The organism is Photobacterium obscurum (genome assembly GCF_026191635.1).
Lineage (GTDB): Bacteria > Pseudomonadota > Gammaproteobacteria > Enterobacterales > Vibrionaceae > Photobacterium > Photobacterium obscurum.
In genome coordinates this window covers 99,019-121,117 of record NZ_JAKRRW010000007.1, presented here as the reverse complement: position 1 = coordinate 121,117, position 22,099 = coordinate 99,019, and the positions used below count along the sequence as shown (strand labels likewise).

Annotated in this window: 17 protein-coding genes; 7 read left to right on the top strand and 10 right to left on the bottom strand. The window is 44.3% G+C overall.

Going from position 1 to position 22,099, the window contains the following annotated elements; genetic code table 11:
- Positions 1-21: 21 nt before the first annotated feature.
- From MD588_RS11155 to rlmF, 10 genes are all read right to left on the bottom strand, one after another.
- Positions 22-522, bottom strand: a complete 501-nt coding sequence (locus MD588_RS11155; RefSeq protein ID WP_265697313.1) for a DUF2878 family protein — start codon at positions 520-522, stop codon at positions 22-24.
- Positions 523-548: 26 nt separating this feature from the next.
- A complete protein-coding gene (locus MD588_RS11150) occupies positions 549-1,787 on the bottom strand; it encodes an SAM-dependent methyltransferase (protein ID WP_265697312.1) in 1,239 nt (412 codons plus the stop codon).
- Between the two features lie 15 nt (positions 1,788-1,802).
- Entirely contained in the window at positions 1,803-2,642 is an 840-nt protein-coding gene (locus tag MD588_RS11145) for a DUF1365 domain-containing protein (RefSeq protein WP_265697311.1), read from the bottom strand.
- Positions 2,635-3,963, bottom strand: coding sequence for an NAD(P)/FAD-dependent oxidoreductase (locus tag MD588_RS11140; RefSeq protein ID WP_265697309.1), 1,329 nt, complete (start codon positions 3,961-3,963; stop codon positions 2,635-2,637). The genes MD588_RS11145 and MD588_RS11140 overlap by 8 nt, the downstream gene beginning before the upstream one ends.
- A complete protein-coding gene (locus MD588_RS11135; protein WP_265697308.1) occupies positions 3,963-4,691 on the bottom strand; it encodes an SDR family NAD(P)-dependent oxidoreductase in 729 nt (242 codons plus the stop codon). Before MD588_RS11135 ends, MD588_RS11140 begins: the two co-directional genes overlap by 1 nt.
- Positions 4,692-4,693: 2 nt before the next feature.
- Entirely contained in the window at positions 4,694-5,125 is a 432-nt protein-coding gene (locus MD588_RS11130; protein ID WP_265697307.1) for a nuclear transport factor 2 family protein, read from the bottom strand.
- Between the two features lie 39 nt (positions 5,126-5,164).
- Positions 5,165-6,637: a deoxyribodipyrimidine photo-lyase gene (gene phrB / locus MD588_RS11125; RefSeq protein ID WP_265697306.1), complete on the bottom strand. Its 1,473-nt coding sequence runs from the start codon at positions 6,635-6,637 to the stop codon at positions 5,165-5,167.
- Positions 6,638-6,735: 98 nt separating this feature from the next.
- A complete protein-coding gene (locus tag MD588_RS11120) occupies positions 6,736-7,545 on the bottom strand; it encodes a MerR family transcriptional regulator (RefSeq protein WP_265697304.1) in 810 nt (269 codons plus the stop codon).
- Positions 7,535-8,482, bottom strand: coding sequence for a YbgA family protein (locus MD588_RS11115; protein ID WP_265697302.1), 948 nt, complete (start codon positions 8,480-8,482; stop codon positions 7,535-7,537). Before MD588_RS11115 ends, MD588_RS11120 begins: the two co-directional genes overlap by 11 nt.
- A 233-nt stretch (positions 8,483-8,715) precedes the next feature.
- A complete protein-coding gene (gene rlmF, locus MD588_RS11110) occupies positions 8,716-9,717 on the bottom strand; it encodes a 23S rRNA (adenine(1618)-N(6))-methyltransferase RlmF (protein WP_265697301.1) in 1,002 nt (333 codons plus the stop codon).
- A gap of 365 nt (positions 9,718-10,082) precedes the next feature.
- On the opposite strand from rlmF, the gene MD588_RS11105 reads away from it, so the two are divergent.
- The 7 genes from MD588_RS11105 (at position 10,083) to pelG (ending at position 22,051) form a co-directional block, all read left to right on the top strand.
- Positions 10,083-12,803, top strand: a complete 2,721-nt coding sequence (locus MD588_RS11105) for an endo alpha-1,4 polygalactosaminidase (protein WP_265697299.1) — start codon at positions 10,083-10,085, stop codon at positions 12,801-12,803.
- A gap of 159 nt (positions 12,804-12,962) precedes the next feature.
- Entirely contained in the window at positions 12,963-16,352 is a 3,390-nt protein-coding gene (locus MD588_RS11100; RefSeq protein WP_265697298.1) for a tetratricopeptide repeat protein, read from the top strand.
- A 13-nt stretch (positions 16,353-16,365) separates the two neighbouring features.
- Positions 16,366-16,884 (top strand): hypothetical protein, encoded by a 519-nt coding sequence (locus tag MD588_RS11095; RefSeq protein WP_265697297.1) that lies wholly within the window; start codon positions 16,366-16,368, stop codon positions 16,882-16,884.
- 27 nt (positions 16,885-16,911) lie between these two features.
- Complete coding sequence (locus MD588_RS11090; RefSeq protein WP_265697296.1) at positions 16,912-18,255, top strand: PelD GGDEF domain-containing protein; 1,344 nt, start codon at positions 16,912-16,914, stop codon at positions 18,253-18,255.
- On the top strand, positions 18,218-19,186 hold the full coding sequence (locus MD588_RS11085; protein WP_265697294.1) for a HEAT repeat domain-containing protein: 969 nt from the start codon (positions 18,218-18,220) through the stop codon (positions 19,184-19,186). The genes MD588_RS11090 and MD588_RS11085 overlap by 38 nt, the downstream gene beginning before the upstream one ends.
- Positions 19,183-20,697 (top strand): GT4 family glycosyltransferase PelF, encoded by a 1,515-nt coding sequence (gene pelF / locus MD588_RS11080; RefSeq protein ID WP_265697293.1) that lies wholly within the window; start codon positions 19,183-19,185, stop codon positions 20,695-20,697. The genes MD588_RS11085 and pelF overlap by 4 nt, the downstream gene beginning before the upstream one ends.
- Positions 20,678-22,051 carry an exopolysaccharide Pel transporter PelG gene (gene pelG / locus MD588_RS11075; protein WP_265697291.1) on the top strand — a complete coding sequence of 458 codons (1,374 nt, stop codon included), beginning with the start codon at positions 20,678-20,680 and terminating at the stop codon, positions 22,049-22,051. The genes pelF and pelG overlap by 20 nt, the downstream gene beginning before the upstream one ends.
- Positions 22,052-22,099: the final 48 nt, after the last annotated feature.

Sequence of the window (22,099 nt, the reverse complement as noted above, 5' to 3'; positions counted from 1 at the left end):
TTTTGGTAAACGCGAGAAAAATCATACTTCCTCCGCTTTCTGTGTGTCATATCTTCTTATCAGTACCAGTGTCAAAGCAGAAAAACATAACCAGCAAGCGAATAAACTTAATGCTGTTACGGTTATACCTAACGGCCAGTTAACAGCGCCTAGGCGGTAGCCTGCCAAGTAACTCAACATACCACCTAAACCTCCGATACCAATCACGACATAAGATGAATAGACAACAATAATATGCCTCGTGACCCAAACAAATGAGCCAAAGCCTAACCACAACATGACTAACCAGAACGGCAGAACAACTGAGTGAAACTGGAATAATCCTAACAGACTTAATACTATGTCCATTGATATTCCGGCAGTCCCCAAGATCAAGGCGAAACGCCATGCATCTCGATAAAACCACCAGCACCCTAACAGGCAAATAACCAGTAGCCACTGATAATGGCTTTGTCCGATGACTGCCAGCAACCAATAACTATTAAATACAACACCAACTATCAGCAATTCACGAATCGTCATCTTTGCCCCCAATACCGCTAAGGCTACTATTCTCGCCATCCGGATCGGCTGGCGACCAGTTGTACCGTGCTGATACTGCGCTCTAGGAACCCACCCTCACAGTAGGAAAAGTAAAAGCGCCAAGTACGAATAAACCTTTCATCAAAACCTTGTTTAGTCAGCTGCTCTATACAGCCATTGAAGTTACGGTGCCAATCTGACAGCGTTCTGGCGTAGTCGATACCTATGTCTTTAATATCCCGGATAACGAAATCGCTGTGCTGAGTCAGCTGGTTAGCTATGGTCGTTATCGACGGCAAAAAGCCTCCGGGGAAAATATGTTTCTGAATAAAATCCACACCTTTGCTATAACTTTCAAAACGTTGGTCAGCAATCGTTATCGCCTGCAGTACCAACAGGCCATCTGGTTTAAGCAGTGATTCACATTTTTTGATATAGGTTGTTAGATATTCTTTACCAACCGCTTCTATCATTTCGACGGAAACTATCTTGTCATACTGACCTGTCAGCTCTCGGTAATCACTCCGCAACAGAGTGACTTTTTCAGACAGTCCCTCTTGCTCAATACGTTGTCTAGCCCATTCATGTTGAGCATCAGATATAGTGGTGGTTGTCACTTTGCAGCCATAATACTTGGCGGCATAAATTGCTAATGCCCCCCAGCCGGTACCTATCTCCAGCAAATGATCAGATTCTGTCAGTTTCAATTGGCTACATAGGCGATCCATTTTATTGATCTGCGCCTGAAACAAATTTTGGTGTTCATCATCATAGATAGCCGCAGAATAAAGCATGTTCGTGTCTAAGAAGGTACGATAGAAATCATTGCCCAGATCATAATGAGCCATAATATTTTTCTTCGAAGAGTCTCTATTATTTCGGCGCGAACGGTGCAACCACCAATCCGCCAGATTACTCAGCCAACTTACTTTTGCTTCAAGGCGTTCGAGAACCGCTAGATTCATTGCGATAACCCTTACTACCAGAGTCAGATCTGGGGAATCCCACCAGCCATCAATATAGGCCTCACCCGCTGCAATACTGCCACCTTTCAGGACCCGTTGATAAAATGATGGGTTATTAACGATCAGCTGGGCCTGGCAAGGTGCCTGACGATCGCCAAAATGATAAGTTTCTCCCTCAACTTCCGAAACAGTCACCCCAGAGCCCTGTAATTGCCTAAGGATGCCAAAGATCACGGTTCGCGCGATATTGTCTGTAACCTTCATCATTGGTACTGTTCGGCCAGCATCACTATTCAACATCTTCAACCTCTCAACTTATTGTTCCATATTATGTTTTGTTGGCATGTGCTTTGATGGCTGCGCCACACTTGGTCGATGACTATAGAAAGGCGCCCCTTTCCGCCATAAACGCAATGCCTGCCAATAAATACCAACTACAATTTTTAAGGTTTGGATTGGTGTTTTTGCTATCAGGTGCCAAAGTACTTTAGAAGTAAATGGCTGACGCTTCATAAGCATTGTCGCATCGAGAACTTTCTTGTTCCCCTCCATAGAACGAATATCAAGGTGAAGCTGCAATTGCTTTTCAGGAGCCCTAAATCGCCAGTTATATTGCTGGCTCATCGGGTTAAATGGTGAGACATGAAAGGCTTTATCCTCTTTCCAGGAGTCTCCCGACCAATCACTCTTAGCAGGAAGCACATAATAGTGCCGTTCGTTCCAAGGGGTGTTACTGACTTCGGCTAAAACCCAGCGCCAGTTATCATGTTCGTCGTACAGGTAATAAAGATTAAGCGGACTGAAATATAGTCCTGCATACCTTAGTTGGCACAGGAGCATCACCCTTCCATCGACACGTTCACCCGTCAGGCTCTCGACCTTATCAACAACTGCCATCTTCAGGGACATTGCTTTGTTATCAGTGACGATATTAGCCGCTTCATCACTATACTGACGGTCGTGACCGCGAAGATAGTCTGCCGTTCTAAACCGGGCAAAATTCAAAAAATGTAAACCAAAGCCTTTAACCGATGACTGAAGATCTTCAAGCTCATCGAGATCAATCAAAGGCATAAACATGGGATAGGTGAAGGCATGCTTAACCGGACTAAAACGACGGTGCCGAATACTGCCAACAAAAAGTGCACTATTCATATTTTCGCTCCTGAATCCGGCAGGCAATCGCAGGCTCTGCGCTACCAACCAGGCCGCCAATCGTTAATTTTTCTATCCCCTCAACAACGTCAAGCGCACTGCGAACACCATCTTCGTGAAAACCGTTGTACCAATATGCCCCACAAAACCAAGTGTTTTGCTTACCGTTGATATCTCCCCTTGCTTGCTGAGCCAGCACGCTGGTAGTTGAAAACACCGGATGGGCATAGACAAAGCGCTTAATGATCTTTTCCGGTGCAATATTTTCCGTTCGATTCAACGTCACACAGAAGGTTTCTGGCGCAGAAATACCCTGAAGAATATTCATGTTGTAGGTCAAGCTAGCCAGTTGATTGTCTCGATGCTGACCATTCTCACACTCGGGCCCCAGGTGGTAATTCCAGGCCGCCCAGGCCGCACGCGTCTTTGGAAGCATGCGAGTATCGGTATGAAGCACAACTTCATTATCCTGATACTCCATTTCCCCAAGGATTCGCTGCTCATCAGCACTTGCATCTGCCAGCATCGACAACGACTGATCGCTGTGACTGGCAAAAATCACTTGGTCGAATACTTCTAACCCAGTTGCACTTTCTACCAACACTTTTTCCGACTGGCGGGTTACTTTGCTTACCGGGTGGTTCAATCTGATTTTGTGTTCAAATGGGATGATAAGTTTTTTTACATACTCACGTGACCCACCGGGTATCACGTACCATTGAGGTCGGTTGACTACCTCAAGCAAGCCGTGGTTACGGAAAAAGCGAATAAAAAAGTCGAGAGGAAAAGATCGCATATCTGACAATGTCGACGACCAAATAGCAGCCCCCATCGGCAATATATAATTCTCGGTAAAATAGTGGCTGAATTTATAATGGTGAAGAAAATCACCCAGCGTACAATGTTTTTCAATCGTCAAATCTACATTACGAGCCAAGCTATTGAAGCGCAGAATTTCATAAACAAAGTAATAGAATTTGGGATTCACACAATTACGTGTCTGAGCAAACATCGTTGACAAGCTATGACCGTTATACTCCAGTCCGTTTACATCATTTTGAACACTAAAGCTCATCTCGGTTTTCTGGCCGGAAATATCAATCTCCGCAAGCAAACGCTCAAAATTCGGGTAGGTTCGATCATTGAAGACGATAAAGCCGGTATCAATGGCATAATCACCGCTCGGTACAGAGACATCCACTGTCGCCGTATGCCCACCGATGTAACTATTAGCTTCATACACCGTAATATCATGCTGACGGTGCAGGTGCCACGCACAGGTTAGACCGGAAATTCCAGATCCAATAATGGCTATTTTCATTACTTTCTCCCAGTCATACGTTTAATAACAGCCAGTTGCAACGATGAGGGCAATAACCTGATTAGTTTTAGAATTAGGCTAAATTGAAACGGGAAATGAATTTCCGTTTTCCCTGTCGCAATACCTTGACGTATTTTTTGCGATGCAAATTGAGGCGTCACTAGCATCGGCATTGCAAAATCGTTCTTATCCGTCAGCGGGGTTTTAACAAACCCCGGACTAACCAGCGTAACCTTTACCCCAAGATGTTCTAGATCTAACGCAAGTGTATTCGCTATATAAGCAACAGCGGCTTTGGATGCCCCATAAGCCTCGGCCCGCGGCAACGGAATATAGGATGCTGTCGAGCCAACGATAACCAAGTGGGTATTTACATCAAAGCTCTCTTGCAAAGCCTGTATACAATTAAGCAAACCAAACACATTAACGTCAAAAACACGCTTAAATAACGCAATATCAATGCGTCCATGCTCGATATATTCGCAAGTACCTGCATTCAAAATGATCAACTTGGGGATTTGCGGTAATTTAGCCACCGCCTGCATAACCTCATCAGTGTCAGTTACACTAAACTTAATCGTGTGTATATTGTTACTGGACTCTTGAAGCATTCTGAGACGTTCCTCTGATTGTCCACAAGCAATGACCCGCCAACCGTCTATGGCATAGTCCTTAGCTAACTGCTCACCAATACCAGAACTCGCCCCTGTTATAAGTACATTCGCCATAATCACAAACTCGCTTTTATTCGACGCACAATAGAACCGAGCAGCGGAATGCCTTCGTAAATCATTTCCCCCATATCGAAATAGTCTCGGTGTTTAATTACCTGACCATCTTGGAATTCCAACCGTGAACAACCTTTAACCCTACGTGGCTTTCCTCCGGCAATTCGAGGGTGGTTAAACGTCATGGTCCATTGAATATAAGCTTTATCTTGATCAAAAAGCGTGTCATGGATTTCAAAGCCACAATCATTAACCTCGCCAAATAGCCGAGTGAAATAATCATGCAAGCTCTTCCACCCGATAACTTGGTGTGCTGGATCTTCAAAAACCACATCAGGATGATAAAGATCTTTAAGATCCGTTAGGTTATGTTTGGAAAGTTGGGTATAGGCTTCAACAAACTTACCTGTTACCAACTCTGACTGCTCAGCCATATATTGCTCCTTCTCACAATACCTCAGCTATCCACTCAGTTAACGTGCCCCATCTTTAAATGCTTTTGCCGACTTAAATGCCTCGATGGCTCTGAGGCGAGCACTTTTATGGTCAACAATGGGTTCGGGATAATCCAAGCTATCGGCCTGTGGCCATAAATACGGTTGATGAATATACTTATCAGGCACGTCTTTTAACTCATGTACCCATGTACGTATAAAGCGACCTTCAGGATCAAACCTTTTGCCTTGGGTTGTCGGATTAAATACCCGGAAATAAGGCTGTGCATCCGTACCAGTTGAAGCAGCCCATTGCCAACCGCCATTGTTTGCAGCCAAATCCCCATCAATAAGCTGCGACATAAACCATTGTTCGCCAGCTTGCCAATGAATCAGTAAATCTTTGGTTAAAAAACTGGCCGTAATCATCCTCAATCGATTATGCATCCACCCAGTATCTCGAAGCTGACGCATCGCTGCATCAACGATGGGGTATCCCGTCAATCCTTGCTGCCAAGCACGTAACATCGATTCGGACTCCTCCCAATGCACACGACGCGTCCACTCCAGAAACGGTTGATTACGGCTTATCTTCGGCCAGGCAACCATCAAATGTCGGTAAAACTCACGCCAGATGATCTCATTAAGCCAGCAGAAACCTCCACTTTCAGGCTCATCCAAACAACCAGGAAATATTTCAAGTAATGCGCTCACACACTGACGTGGAGACAATACGCCTATGACTAAATAAGGTGATAAACAGCTCGTACCATCTACCGCCGGATAATCCCGTTGCTGGTGGTAGGCCGAGACTTTTTCCTCACAAAACATTCGCAATCGCTGCCTAACAGCTTCCTCATCAACCGGCCAGCAAGCACTCTCTTTCAATGGGTAGCTAAACTGCACTGCTGGCGATATACAATCGTTACCCCGTTGTAAACGATTCCTAAATGGCTCTGGTGCTGGCTGAACGTTTGGTGATGTGCTGCGATAAATATTGAGCCACTCCCGTCTAAAGGGTGTAAACACCTTAAAAGGATCTCCTTTTTGCGTTAGCACCTTTCCTGGAGCAACAACACAAGCATCATCAAAAACACTAAATTTAATCTGGTTGTTCATCAGTAATTGAGCAGTTTCGTTATCTCGCTGAGTTTCATTCCACTCGAATTGTTTATTGCAAAATACATGCCTTAGATTGTATTTACTCACAACATTCAGAATTACCTGCGGGATCTGGCTGTAATCAGGCACCTCCTCAATAATCAAGGGGATATTAAAATTCGCGAGTTGTTGTTGTAATACACCTAACCTACGTCGAATCAAGTCAATCTGCATCGGAGCGACATTATGCTCATGCCACTGTTCGGGGGAAGCTATGTAGATCGCCACCAGGTTGCTACAACGCCGACAGGCCTCGATCAAAGCTGTATTATCAACAGTACGAAGATCAACTCGAAACCACATTAAACCGGTATACTCATGCTCTTGGGCTTTTACGGTTGTCATTCCCATTTCGCTCACCATGTTGTACATAAAAGTTTTACTGAAGGACGAATGCAAGTAGCTAGTACGGTTTAACTACCCTGTACTTCAATAAAGTTGGATTTAAGTTACTTTGTTATCAAATCGGAATGAATGGAGGTAATACTGCCCGAAACCTCTAAATCATATTTCGCACCTTCAAGCACACTCTCTAATTCCGATAGGTTAAAAGGCAATATGCGATTTTCGCCAAACACAACCAACTTACTGATATTCAATGTTGCTAGCGCAGCTCCCAACCCTGTTAACTTTCCATCTAATAGCGGTAGCACGGTGACGTTGTAACCCTTATCAGTTAATAACCAGGCCTTAAGCCACATCTTGTAACTGTTTGGGCTATCGAAACTAATCAGATAACATAATTTTGCTAAACGCTTTCTTGCTTGAGCAATTAGTGCAATACACCTTTCAGTCATTACCGATTGCCACAGTGACATTTGTACATTCAGCAATGGATTTTCAGGATGCTTTATTTTGTTTTCTACCTGATCGACGACTTGAATAATAAATACATCAAGTGGGTATTCTTTCATGATTTGAATGAGCAGTTTATCTAGCTTGGCACCGTTCAACTCAGACAACGCTGACAACAGCAACTCAACCGTTTTTCTAATTTCTGGCTCGGTATCTAAGCTTTCAGATGACAAGCGCCCCTCAAGTAAAGGACGTACCTTACCTATTGCCACTCCCTTTTCCAGCCACGAGAGAATGTCATAGATCTTCTCAATATCAATATCTGAATACAGGCGATGGCCTTTCTCTGTTCTCTTCGGGTTAAGCAAACCGTAACGCCGCTGCCAAGCTCTTAAGGTCACAGAATTAATTCCGGTCTTTTCAGACACTTCTTTTATCGTGTAAAACGCAGTCTCAAAGCCCATAACGTAACTTCAACTCCTCAGGGTAAGGATTTAAAAAAGTTTGTAATTGCAGATATGGATCGGGATATTCTTTTAAGTAGTGGTTAATCAGAGCCAAAGGAGCGAGGATCGGTTGGTTACCGTTACGGTAACTCATAATCAACTCTGCAAGTTCTTGCTTTTGAGTTTTAGTCAATGAACGTTTGAAATAGCCCTGCAAGTGCATTAGTACATTCGTTTTATTGCTGCGACTCGCCCTATTTTTAATTGCGTCCATAAATTGCTGGCGGTATTCGATATAGAATAAATCTAGATCCCACTCTTTAATCGAGGCGACAAGCCTTCCCATCTCTTTATAAGCTGATGGACTATGTGCCATTAATACCAATTTGTAGCGAGAATGGAATTTGACAAAGCCATCATAGCTCCTCATTTCCCGAAGCGATTGATAAAAGTCATTAAGGGAAAATACCCGGAAAACGAAATTCTCTCTCAAGACAGGATCTTGTAATCGGCCATCTTCTTCAACAGGTAACCACGGCATTCTTGCCATCAGCTCGCGGGTATATATCCCCACACTACCTCCAGGCACCGTGTTGCCATTAGCGATGTGAAGCTTCACCCGCTCCATGCCGCAAGTCGGCGACTTGGCACAAACTACATAACCGCACAACGGGTCGAAATTTGTAAGCTGCTTGTCGGCAAACTGTTTCATCTTATCGGTATAGTCCGTTTCATGTACTTTACTGTCTACCAAACGCTCGTCACCATTAGGTAATTGCAGTAAGCGAATCGCGGGCCTTGGTATCGTCATACCGATCCCTACTTCTGGACAAACAGGCTTAAATTCAAAATGTTTGGAAAGCTCATCAACAACAAAACGGTTTTGTTTATGCCCACCGTCAAAGCGAACTTTTTGTCCGAGGACACATGCGCTAATACCTACAGGAATTGCCATATCTCACCACCTTGGAAGGTTTAAACTTGTACAAAACTCACTAGCTGTACAACTAAAGGTAGCTCAGTCTCTGTGGTTGTACAATTTTTATTCTTGTACAAGAACAAAAACTAAAAGGTGGTGTATAACGCTCAGAATAAATATCCATACTCAAACTAGCGCCTTGAAATCAATTAGATATAAAAAAAGCGGCCATAAGGCCGCTTAGGTTGTCGCAATCTTAGATTATGTTATTACTGCCAGCGCTGCTCACGCCATTCACGTTGTTGCTCCGAACTCAAGAATGTCCAAGCCACAACACGAGTTTGCTTTTGCCCTTGCGCCATATCAATCGTGCGAACATCTACCGCACCAACTTGTTTTAACATTTTATAGATATCTGGCAGGTTCTCTTTTTTCGATACCAGCGTTGTAAACCAATAGCATTGTAACTGTTTCTCAACACTCTGCGCGATCATACGCTTGATAAATGCAGCCTCTCCCCCCGGGCACCATAACTCGGCATTTTGACCACCAAAGTTTAAAGCAGGCTGTTTTCCCTTTGTTGTCGGCTCAAAAGCTTTCGTCCCTTTCTTTCTCGCATTCGCACTCAGATTCTTCACTTTACGCTCACTACCCGCCGTCGCTTCAGCCATAGAGGAATGAAAAGGAGGATTACACAAGGCGAAATCGAAGGTGTCATCAGGGTTTATCATGTCTGTGAAGATATTATCGGCATTTTTTTGCAAGCGACACTTAATGCCACCGGCCAATGCGCTATTGGATTCAATGATAAATTTCGCCGTCTTGATCGAGATAGGATCGATATCCGCCCCAACAAAACGCCATCCATAGACTCGATGCCCCACAATTGGATAGGCACAGTTGGCTCCGACACCAATATCTAGGCCTATTACTCGCTTGCCCTGAGGGATCACTCCATCATTAGAATCCGCTAACAAATCAGCGATGTAATGCAAATAATCTGCGCGGCCTGGAATAGGCGGACATAGATAACCCGGCGGAATATCCCAGTGCTGAACCTGATAAAAATGACTTAACAACGCTTTATTTAGCGTTTTTACTGCATCAGGATTTGTGAAGTCGACCGATAAGTCACCAAACTTATTTTCGCTGACAAAGGGTGCCAACTGTGGGCAGCTTTTTATTAAAGCCTCAAAATCATAGCGTTGACGATGAGGATTACGTGGGTGCAACCCCTTCTTCGGTGCCTGGGTTTTCTTCTTTTGTGTCATTTATCTATCACTTTGCTCATGAAGCAACCAGCCATTAAGACCAACTACTTTTCTCTTCGTGCTAGTTTACTTGAAAAGCGATGACACAATAAGCCACTCAAGGAACAAATCTAATCACTGTGCTTAATTTGGCAATCAAACAACTGCTATTACTCAGTATTGGCTTCAGTATCACTGCGACTTAAAAGATTTCTCGCAAAACATCACCATAAATTACCCACCTCTAGCCAGATCCCTAACAAAGCTCACAGAAGTGTGACAAACGCCTTTTTAATTCATTGAGTTATGAACAATTATAGAGAATAAGCATATGAATGCACGCTGCTAGAACAGCAGTAAGTAACCAAGGAATAAGGAATCACGCTATGCGACTCATTCTTTCAGCCCTTGTGCTCTTCACCTTTTCCGTGTCAGCACAGACACCCGCTTCTATTGCGTTTTACTACAATAGTGTCGACTCGGTTCGGGAACTAATGAATTATGATCGCGTTGTTGTTTCCCCGGCTCTAATTTCTCATAAACAGATAAAGACTTTACACAAAGCAGACACACAGGTTTTTTCCTACATCAGTGTGGGAGAATTTGAAGACCAAACCTTACCCGCGGAGCTCCGCGCAGCCTCTAAAGCCAAGAATACAAACTGGGGCAGCTATGTGATGGACTTATCCTCTCTTGCATGGCAACAATATCTTGAACAAAAAGCCACAACCCTGTTAGAGAAAGGCTTTGATGGCCTATTCCTAGATACGCTAGACAGCTACTACCTCTTTGCTAGCAATAGCCAAAATCAACTTAGGCAGCAACATGCCTTGGCATCCATTATTGATTCTTTTAACCAACTTGATAGAAAACCAAAAATCATTCTCAACCGCGGTTTTGAGGTCATCGAGTTATTGAATCAATCCGTCTACGGCGTGGTTGCCGAATCGCTCTACCATAGTTACTCCCCAGTAAATAAAAGCTATCATCAAGTCAAAAATTCAGACTCTGAGTGGCTATCCAATAAACTTGCAACGATAAGATCCCTCGGCATCGAAACCATCGTCATCGACTATATTCCAGCTGACAACCGTGAAGGGCAAAGAGCAGCCGCTCACCGGCTACTCAAAGAAGGATATACCCCTTATATCAGCGATGGCATGCTCTATGAGTTCGGTGTTAGTACTATCGAGCCAATACCCAAACGAGTTCTTGGCTTTTACGACGGACTACTAGCCAAGCAAACGGATTCTGAATGCCACAGAATGTTCGCGATGCCGCTCGAATACTTTGGTTATGTACCTGAGTGTCATGACATCCAAACCACCAACTATTCCAATATTGATCTCAGCCGATATGCGGCCATTTTTCTCTGGCTAGAAGATAACACCTATCAGCACGACATCACCTTGCAACAATGGCTAACAAGAGTTGTTGGCCACCGGCCCTTGCTGTTTATTAATTCGCTGCCAGCCGATGAAACTCTCCGCCGGAAGCTTGGCCTATCAGAATCAGGGACATTTGCAGGTAAGATTTCAGTATCAAAAGAAGAAAGCTGGCTGGGGAGTCAATATTCACCGTCGTTAAACCAGTTCGAGCCTCATCGAAGCTGGGCAATACACGACGCCAATATTCAAACGCTACTTGCTGCTGAAGATCAAAAAGGGAATACGTCACCTTTACTCATTAAGGCTCCTTGGGGAGGTGCGGCGTTATCCCCCTTGCCTGTTATTAACCTTGCCAACAACAAAGACGTTTGGGTAATCGATCCATTTAGACTAATTGAAGAAACCTTAAACCTTCCTGTCATCCCAGCCGCTGATACCACAACTGAGTCGGCGAGGCGAATATTGACAAGCCATGTTGATGGCGATGGTTTTCCTTCAAAAGCCTGGTTTCCCGGAAGACCTTATACCGCTGAAGTCCTGCTAGACCATGTATTTAAAAAATACCCTCTGCCCCAAACAGTCTCTGTAATAGAAGGCGAAATAGGCAAAAGAGGTCTCTATCCGAAACAAAGCCAAGAAATGGAAAAAATTGCTCGAAAGATTTTTGCACTTCCGAATATAGAAGTGGCATCGCATACATTTAGTCACCCTTTTTTTTGGGACCAAACCCCAAACATCATGAAAAAACAATATGGTGATCACCTTCCCATTCCCGGCTATTCGGTTGACTATCATAATGAAATTATCGGCAGTACAGATTACATAAACAAAAACTTGGCTCCTAAAGGCAAACGAGTAAAGCTGATCTTATGGTCAGGAAATGCAACACCTTCGGAAGACGTTCTCGCTATTGCCGAGAAGGCAAGCCTGCTAAATGTTAATGGTGGCAATACCTATGTCGTTAATGGTGATAATAGTTACGCTCAGGTGTCACCGACAATTGCCTGGTACCCTTCTGCAGTCCATGTTTATGCGCCAGTGCTTAACGAAAATCTATACACCAACCTTTGGACTGAACATCACGATGGTTATGGACGGGCAATAGAAACTTTCAACCTTCTTGGCAACCCTCGAAGATTAAAAACTATCAGTATTTATTACCACATGTATTCGGGTGCCTACCCAGCGTCACTGAAGGGACTTATTGATGTTTATGACTGGGCAATAAAACAAAAAACCACCCCACTCTATCTTAGCGAATACGCGCAACGTGCCAGTAGCTTATATGAAACGGGCCTCGCTAAAACACTCGATGGAGGTTGGCAAATCACAAGCTCTGGTATTTCGAGTATAAGACTACCCCATCAGCTTGGTTACCCAAATACAGTCCTAAGTAATATCGCTGGTTGGGATTACGGACTGGATGGGAAGTACCTTATTTTAAAATCACCGAGAAGCACTGTTGTACTAAACACCAAACCCGATAATAGGGTTCGCCTAAAAAGTGCCAATGGCAAGCTTATCCGGTGGAATAAGATTGACAATACTATCAAATGGGCATTCCAAAGCCATGTTCCATTAGAGTTTGAGGTCGCTAATGGCTCAGGATGTCAAATTGAAAGTGATCTCGGCTTTGCCGCCAAACAAATCAACCATGAAGGTATTCGTTTTAAGTCCAATATTGCGGGGGTTTTATCCGGAACACTTTACTGCAAATAAGCACTAGGTTAATCAATATACGACAAGCACTGTATGGCATTATTTAAAAAACGCACAGCAAAAGATAAAACTAGAATCCGGCTGTTGAATAAACCAACACTGGTAATTTTAACGCTCACCTCTTTATGGGCGTTATGGCTTATTGCGCCCAGTAAAAATATGCTCGTACAGCTAATTTCCCGCTCCAAGTCACCAGAGGTCTCATTAGCTTTTCTCAATGAACTGTACGTAAGAGAGTCAGATAACCGTGAAGTCACCCTTCAGCTTATCGATAACTACTATCGGGTTGGCAGCCTCGATAAAGCCTCCGAACTAACAACAACAATATTAACCCGGAAAGACGGGTCTAAAGACTGGGTCGCTTTCAAACTGTATCTACAATTGCTTATTGAACGGTTATACCAAGCTAACACAGATACCAATGTCAACTCGCGGCTTCGCCGATTGATTAAGGAGGTTGGTTACATTCCCGAAGCTGACTTGGCAAGAGAATATGCTGATGCCGCTATTTCACTCTCCATGCCCAAAAGCGCCTTCGATATTTTATCTCCCCACCTTCAAAGTGGAGAAACGACTCAGCAAGAATTAATCTCCCTAGCACTTCAGTACTCAGATTATGACAGCGCAATAAAATTACAACATAATACATTTATGGAGCATGAAACTTTAGAGGACGCAAAAGCCCTACTAAAATTATTTGCATCCTCGGATTCTGCCTGGTTAGCTCAGCGTTTTATCCTGAAGTATAAAGGCGTACTAAGCCAAGATCCGGAATTCATAAAGTTAACTATCGAGCACCTAAAGCTAACGGGTAACGTTGACATTGCTCTATATCAATCACAGAAACTATTAACACTTCAGCCCAGTAACGCTTTGTATGCCAGTACTGCAGAACTTGCTTTGGCAAATGCCAACCTCCCGTTAGCAACCTCTTTATTGGCGAAAGCCGTCAAAACCAACCCATCATCTGAGAGATTAGCCAAATTGCACGATCTGTACCGTTGGCAAGGCAATACTCAGAATGCTTTTAGGACAAGTTTACAACTGCTGAATTATGAACCGTCTGAAAATCAGCTACGAGCCGGTATTGAAGAGTCACGAGCCCTTGGTGATATTTCCAATGAAAGTGTTTTTTATCAGCACCTGGCTAGCAACAACCTAATCAAATCCTCAGAGTATTCCAACTGGCTAAGTGCCACAGAGAAAGCCGTCGGAACAGATGAAGCGCTAACCCATGTAAAACGACTGGCGCAGCTTCGCCCTCGAGATACCGCTCTGATAATGCACCAGGCACGACTCTATGGCTATAAAAACGACTACAAACGCGTTATCAAACAGTCACAAAAGTTAGCATCTATCCGTAAACCGACAACAATAGAAGCCATACGCTTTTCTAACGCCTATATTATGGCCAACCAGCCCAACTTGGCATTAGCGGTATTAACGTCACCTATCGACTGGCTTGACACCGATGACAACTATTTGAATTTGGTTGCTCGCCTTGCTTGGCAAACAAGTAACCTTAAACTGTCGAGGCTTTCGCAGGATCAGTTGGCAGCAAGATCCAGTCATAAATTTGACCTTTATCGGTATGTACGAATCTATTCGCCAATGAATCAAGACAATATCGACCATTTAATTGAGCTGTATCATCAATCTGGCGATAGCGCAGTGCTACTTGCCGCGATACAAGCGGCTCAAGAGATTAAAGATAAAGCATTGTTTGCAGAGTTAGTTTCATTGGCGGCTGGCGATCCTGCGCTCATCAACAACCCTCAGAGCCTTCTTTTTCAAGCACAGCTTGCAACCGAAAAACCGGATTATGACCACGCATTTATGCTCTATAAAAATGTGCTTGCTCAAGAACCGCTACACAAAGGCGCGATCAGCGGCTTATTGTGGCTGAACATCGAGAGCAATGATCATGACAAGATATTAGAGACTTACAATCGGTATAAAAAGCTCCTTCGGGATGACAGTGATCTCTGGCTCGGTTTTGCCACCGCGGCTCAGATTCTTGGCCATTTCAAAGAAGCCGAACTTTGGTATCGGCAACTTCTTATCCATACGGACAAGCCTGATGTGGCGATTGTCCTCAACTATGCCGCTCTGCTTGAGGCGCAAGGCCAATATGACACCGCATTTACTCTTCGCCGGTATATTGCTAGCCAACTTAGCGATGAGCTGCTGAGAATCGATGACGGAGATATCGCCTATCACTCTCTTGTAACCATGTTTATAGGTAGACAATTCGCCCAGACCATGAGTGAGCATGCCGCTTTATCAGAGCCTGACAGCCGTAACGTAGCAGATATGTTTCTTCACTACCTTGCAAGTAATCAGGCGGATAATTTGCTCTTCTGGCATCAAAGAACGGCGTTCAAACATTTTCGGCTTCCCGACTGGCAACAGCTTTCTCTCGCTATTCAGCAGCGTGACCGTCAGAAAATGGAAAGGCTACTTAATGAATCAGTAAACTTACCTATCTCCGATAAAAACGTGGCACTACAACTAACCGGCCAGCACCAAAAAGCCTGGCAGCAAGGACAAAATAAGATAGGTCAACATCACGACCCACAGGCTGAAAATCAGTTAAGACACATCCATGTCAACCAGCACCCAGGCAAAACCCACGGTGTACGATCCCAGTTCAGCCAAAATACCCAATGGGATATTACCAAATACAGTCTTGACTACTATGCCCCCCATCATAGCGGCTACTGGCGACTGGGTAGCGATTATCAAACTACCGGTACGCCAGAATTATTACAGGGCAACCACATTGATAATGAATTTCGCCTCAGAGGCAAATATAACTATCAACACTTAGAGTCGGCCTGGCAGTTCAATTTAGATTTTGCCGACGGGGTTGGTGAGCAGCGTCTGGGCTTTTCGGCAAGGTATCAAACCCCTATTGATTCGTACTGGAATACATCGATAGAACTGGGCGTTAACCGCCATATCGAAGCCAGTCAGTTACTCAATATTACCGGCCAAGAAAATATTCTGGGATTGGCATTCAACTATCAACCGACGACTCGCGAGTCTGTTGCCATCCGGTTCAACCTGCATGATTTATCAACTCGGTTTAATGATGACATCGGTCATGGTTGGGATTTGAATTTAAGGCTGTCTGAGCAGTTGTTCTTCACCGATCCCGCTTGGCAGCTCTACGCTGACGTCAGCTTGCAAGACGTTAACCTTAGCAGCAGTCACCTAGAAGGAATTAATGACTGGCATCAGGGGGAGCGCCCCCTAACCAGCGCTGATTTCATTGAAGAAAAGTATCAGCGACTGGCCATCGGTCAGCGTGTTTGGCATGGCGAACCAGGGACACCAGGCGCAACGGTACCGTCACCTCGATATTGGTTTGATAGCTCCCTCGGTTACAACGTCATATTAGATCGAATGGACATAGCACTGAGTGCAGGCCTAGGCTGGCGAATCGTTGGCAATGATGAACTGTATTTTTCGGCTGACTGGCAAAGCCAAGACAGAAACGGGGACGAGTCACTCAAACTGTCGTTTGGATATTACTACGGCTTCTAAAAGGATAATGATTATGAAACGTACTTTATTATTAGCTTCTTCATTGGCTCTGAGCGCCTGTAGCAGTTATCAGGTTCCCAATAGTCCGATGTTTGCTGCCAGCAGTACCTGGGCGGTAATGCCACTAGCCAACAATTCCAACACCCCCATGGCCGCAGAAAAAGCCGAGCAAATCTTAAACGCCCAGTTATACGCAAAAGGCATTCATGCTGTAATGTATCCAGTAAGTGAACATACTGATCTTTCGAGCATTTTAGACCGTTCCGCCAAACAAAAAAATGCCCAGGCCTGGTTAGCCTCACAGTCAGTTGACTATGTCATAACAGGCTCTGTTGAAGAATGGCATTATAAAAGTGGTCTTGATGGGGAGCCTGCTGTAGGAATCACACTGGAAGTCAAGTCAGCGAAAAACAAGACAATCTATTGGCGGGCTACAGGCACTCGTGGTGGCTGGGGGAGAGAAAGTGTTAGTGGTACAGGTCATATCGTCATCGAAACACTACTCGACGGCCTGCACATCGAACAGAAATAGTACCGTTCCGGAAGCGTAAGGTTGCCCATGCAGAAATTATGGAATCATGTCATTGTCGGAATTAAGCAGGCTGGCTTTGCTTGGCTAGAAACTGTCGTCGTCTCGATCATTTCAATCTATATCTGGACCCAGTCGAACTCTCTGGCACCGTCTTCAACAGAGCATCACTTTTTCTGGCCCCTGTTTGGCCCATTGCTCATTGCTCTGCGATATGGCTTCGCCAAAGGGTTTCTCTGCTCTTTGCTGACAACAGCTGGCTTGGCCAGCATCATGAATATCACCGGGTTACTTGACTACTTCCCCCTTTCCCTGGCAATAGGAATGATCCTAGTTGCGATGATTGCAGGAGAATTTCATGATTACTGGCACAATATCAACCAGAAGCATATTCTTGACCATCAGTACATGAGCCAGAAACTCGATAGTTTTACCCAAAACTATCACTTACTAAAAGTTTCCCATGACCAACTTGAGCAGCGTACTGCCGGTCAAACCGTCAGCCTTCGAGCAAGCATTAATGCTTTGCACAAGATAGCGGCTAAGCACAGCGCTCATCGTCTTGAGTACCTTGGCCACCCTTTTCTTAACTTACTGGCTGACATAGGCGGGCTTGAGGTTGCCGGGATCTATAAGGTCACCGACGGTAAAATTGATCTTCATCCACAAGCAACCCTCGGCGATCACCATCAATTAGTGCTTGGCGACCCAATGCTCCAAGATATGCTGGCAACCAATAAGCTGTTATCGCCGGCAAAAATTAGTGCAAATGAAGTCCATAAGTCACGTTACCAACTCTGCATTCCGCTACTTGATACACACAATACCTTACAAGCTATCGTGATCGCAGAAAGTGCAAAGTTTTTCATGCTCACTCCAGCCAATGTTGCCCTATTATCACTGGTGTCAAACCATGCTGCCGATCTGCTCAGCGAAGCTATTCTTACCCCTATTCTTCGCGCTCATCAAAGCGATATTTTTCTTAGCTACATTGACCGTGCAAAATATAACAAACGCCACTATGGTGCAGACAGTACACTGGTTGCGTTTATCGATACCCACGGTATCAATAAGCAATCTTTGGATTCCGTCGTCAACTACCGACGAGGTGCCGATGTTTACTGGTCTTGCCAATCAGGACAAGGCCACCCTGCGCTGGTGGTACTGCTTCCATTAACAACCGTATACGATGCCCAGCTATATATTAAACGCCTAAAGGAACTGTTATCGATTCAAATTAAAGATGTTGAAAAAAGTATCGAGACCATTGGGCCATTATCGCTAGATCAGGACCTCGAACAGATCAAGCAACTCATGGACGAACTAGGAGCTTATGATGAAAGCCTGGCTATTTATTCAAACGATAATATTTGAGAGCTTAAGTTTCTATCTCGTTTTTAATCATGAAATGACACCAGTGATGTGGCTTTCATTTTTTTCCACCCATGCTATAGCGTGTGGTAGTTTTAGTGGCTTAGTCTGGCTGCTGCTTCCTCGTAAATACAAATTTCCGATAATCAGTGCCATATCATTCCTATTTTTGTTCAATTTTTTTCTCCCCCTTGTTGGTATGATTGGAACCGCTTGTTCTTTGTTGATTGGCTTATATCTACCAAGGAAGCAAAACCAAGTGACATGGCAGGAATGCGAGAAGTCTCCACTCCCTCAAAGCCCAGGAGAAGTATTGAATACACAATTTGGTACAGGGGCACTTCGCGAGATCCTTATTCATGACAGTGACCCTGATCGGCGGCTACTTGCCGTTGGTGCGATTCGGCACTTGCCCCGCCAACATGCAGTCCCCTTACTTCAACTTGCTCTCAAAGACTTATCTGATGATGTTCGTTTACTTGCCTACGCCTCGCTCGAAAGCATTGAAACCCAAATCAATGAATTGATTTCCTTATTTAAGAAGCAACTCAAACACAATATGCAAGCCAGTAAGGCTTTTGAAATCGCGCAGCAATACTGGGAGCTCTGCTACCTTGGTATTGCCGAAGGGATATTGAAAAAACATTATCTTGAACAGGCAGAACACTACCTAAAACTATCAAACAAAATCGAAATCAGCGCATCTAATAACCTTCTGCTTGGCAGAGTTATGCTGGAGCAAAAAAGATCACAGGAAGCTATTTACTATCTCTCAAGCGCGCTGGATGGTGGATTATTGGTAAAACAGGTTGCACCTTATCTAGCTGAAGCCGCCTATTTATCAGGGGATTATAAGAAGACTAAAAATTATATTTCCTACTTCCCGGATCGAAAAGGTGAGCAGCTGAGCCAAATAAAGGAGTATTGGTCTTGAACAAAGATGTTGATATCTGTCTATTGCTTGAAGGCACTTACCCATATGTGCGCGGTGGTGTATCTAGTTGGGTTCATCAGATCATCAGTGGCCTGCCGGAATTAACATTCCACCTTATTTTTTTAGGCGGACACCCCGATTTCTATGGCGACCCCGTATATGAACTTCCCGATAACGTAGTAGGCTTTGATGTTCATTACCTTCTATCAGATCAAAGTCGCCTCAAAGCCTCTCCCCGCTCCGGAAGATCAAAGCTATTCGAAGCCTGGGGAAATTTCCTTTCGTTTTTTGAAAATAACCAAGAGCCAATACCTAGTGACCTGTTATCGGAGGTTTCCGATTTTTTGGGTAAAAAAGGCCACTTGAGCTTAGCGGATTTTTTATATAGTCGAGCATCCTGGGATGTACTTACCGAAAGGTATTTCGATGTTGCCGAAAATCAATCGTTTGTTGATTACTTTTGGACTTACCGCAATATCTATCAGCCCTTGTTCATTCTATCCCGTATTTCGCAGAACCTGCCAAGAGCTAAAGTGTTCCATAGCGTTTCGACAGGCTATGCCGGATTCTTAGGGGCACTTGCCCGGCAAAAAAATCACTGTCCTTTTCTTCTCACTGAGCATGGGATATATACCAAGGAGCGAAAAATCGACTTGGCTCAGGCAAGCTGGATCAAGGACCGTCATAGCCTCATTGATATCAGTATGCATAGAGATATGGATATCACGCGTAAAACATGGGTGCGCTTCTTTGAGCAACTCGGTTTAACTGCCTACCACCAGGCAGATAAAATCATTGCGCTATATGAAGGTAATAGACAACGGCAACACATAGATGGTGCTCCCAGGCAAAAAACCCAGGTGATCGTAAATGGCATTAATATCCAGCGTTTTCACGCTGCCTATGAAAAACGTCCGGATAAGCCACCATTGGTTGTTGGCCTGGTAGGCCGTGTCGTACCCATCAAGGATATCAAAACCTTTATTCGAACTATTCGTGGAGCCATTGAGCAACTTCCAATGCTAGAAGGCTGGATTATCGGCCCTAAAGAAGAAGACAAAGACTATGTCCATGAATGCGAACTACTGATTGAAAGTTTGGGCCTTACAAATAATGTCAAATTACTCGGTAGCCAGAATGTCGCGGAAATATTGCCGAAACTGGGCGTGATGATGCTGACCTCAATAAGCGAAGCCCAGCCTCTAGTGCTGCTTGAAGCGATGGCCGCGGGTATTCCATGTATCGCCACTGAAGTTGGTGCCTGCAGAGAAATCATCGACGGGGCTGCAGGTGAAGATGCAGCGTTAGGCTCTGCGGGTGAAATCATCCCCATCGCAAGCCCTGTAGAGGGTGCACAAGCGATCGTCAAAGTATTGAGCAACACAGACGACTGGCTAAAAGTCGGTGATATCGGTAAAGAGCGAGTAAGTCATTATTACGATGAAAAAATAATGTACGAGTCATATCGTAACCTGTACAAGGAGGCTATTAATGGCAGGGATCGGGTTTGAATTACGAAAAATTCTAAAAAAGAACTCGCTGCTATCAATGCTGGAAGCATATGGCTTAGCTGGGCTGATAAGCTCTGGGCCTTGGGTACTTTCTATTTTAGCCTTGCTTGCTATCGGCATAATCAGTATTGGCATCGTATTTCCGACATACATCATTGTTCAATTTCTGGTCATTGTGACTTACTTAATGGCAGGTTCTCTGATTATTAGTGGCCTGTTTCAATTATTGTTAACTCGATTTATTTCTGATCTGATTTTTGCTGAACAAGAGCACCGGATTGTACCTAATCTTCTGGGCTCGATGCTGGTCACCAGTGCTATCTCGGCAATTATCGGGACTGCTATTATGGCTGCATCGCCAAGTATAGAACCGCCGGTAAAAATCACTATCGTGACTTCCTTAGTTCTGCTGTGTAACCAGTGGCTCATAATCATCTTTCTTAGCGGGATGAAAGAGTATTACCGAATTTTTTTCACTATGATGATTAGTTACGGCCTAATGGTAATATTAAGCTTGGTACTCCCATCATTTGGCTTACTGGGACTAATGGTGATTTTTTGTGTTTGCCAAGCAGTACTCACCTTTGCCTTCCTTTACCATGTTATTCGGGACTTTCCCTCTAAGCGATTCATTTCCTTTGAGTTCCTCAACTATAAGAAAACCTTTTTCTCTTTAATCTGGTGTGGTTTTTTATACAACCTTGGTGTCTGGCTGGACAAATTTGTATTCTGGTTTAGAAGCGAAACCTCCCATCAGGTTATTGACTTGTTTCGAGCATCATATATTTATGACTTACCGATTTTCATCGCCTACCTCGCCATTGTTCCAGGTATGGCCGTATTCATGCTACGCATGGAAACAGACTTTGCAGATGCATGCCTGAAGTTCTATGACGCTGTGCGACGAGGAGCCACTCTTGATTCTATCTACCTGTTGAAAGACAAAATGGTTCTTGCCTGTCAGCAGAGTATTTATGAGATATTCAAAGTTCAGGGGATGACACTGGCGCTATTGCTGCTTTGGGCAGAAGATATACTCGTCGCATTGGATATCGACCTTGCCTACCTTCATCTTCTTTACGTTGACCTGGTCGGAGTCAGCCTTCAGGTGCTCGTACTGTCGATTCTCAATGTCATGTACTACTTGGACAAACGCTATTCCGCCTTAGCGTTAACGGCCCTAATGGCTATGGGTAACTTTACGTTAGCGCATTACAGCATCGATTTGGGGCCAGTTTATTACGGCTACGGTTTTGCTGTGACCATGCTGGTGACAACTATTATAGGCCTTGTCATGCTTGATAAACAGTTTGATGAACTTGAGTACCGAACTTTTATGATGCAGCGCTCTTAGCGCGGCTATCACTATACGTCTGCCCCCTATATTGGTACTTTGGCTCCT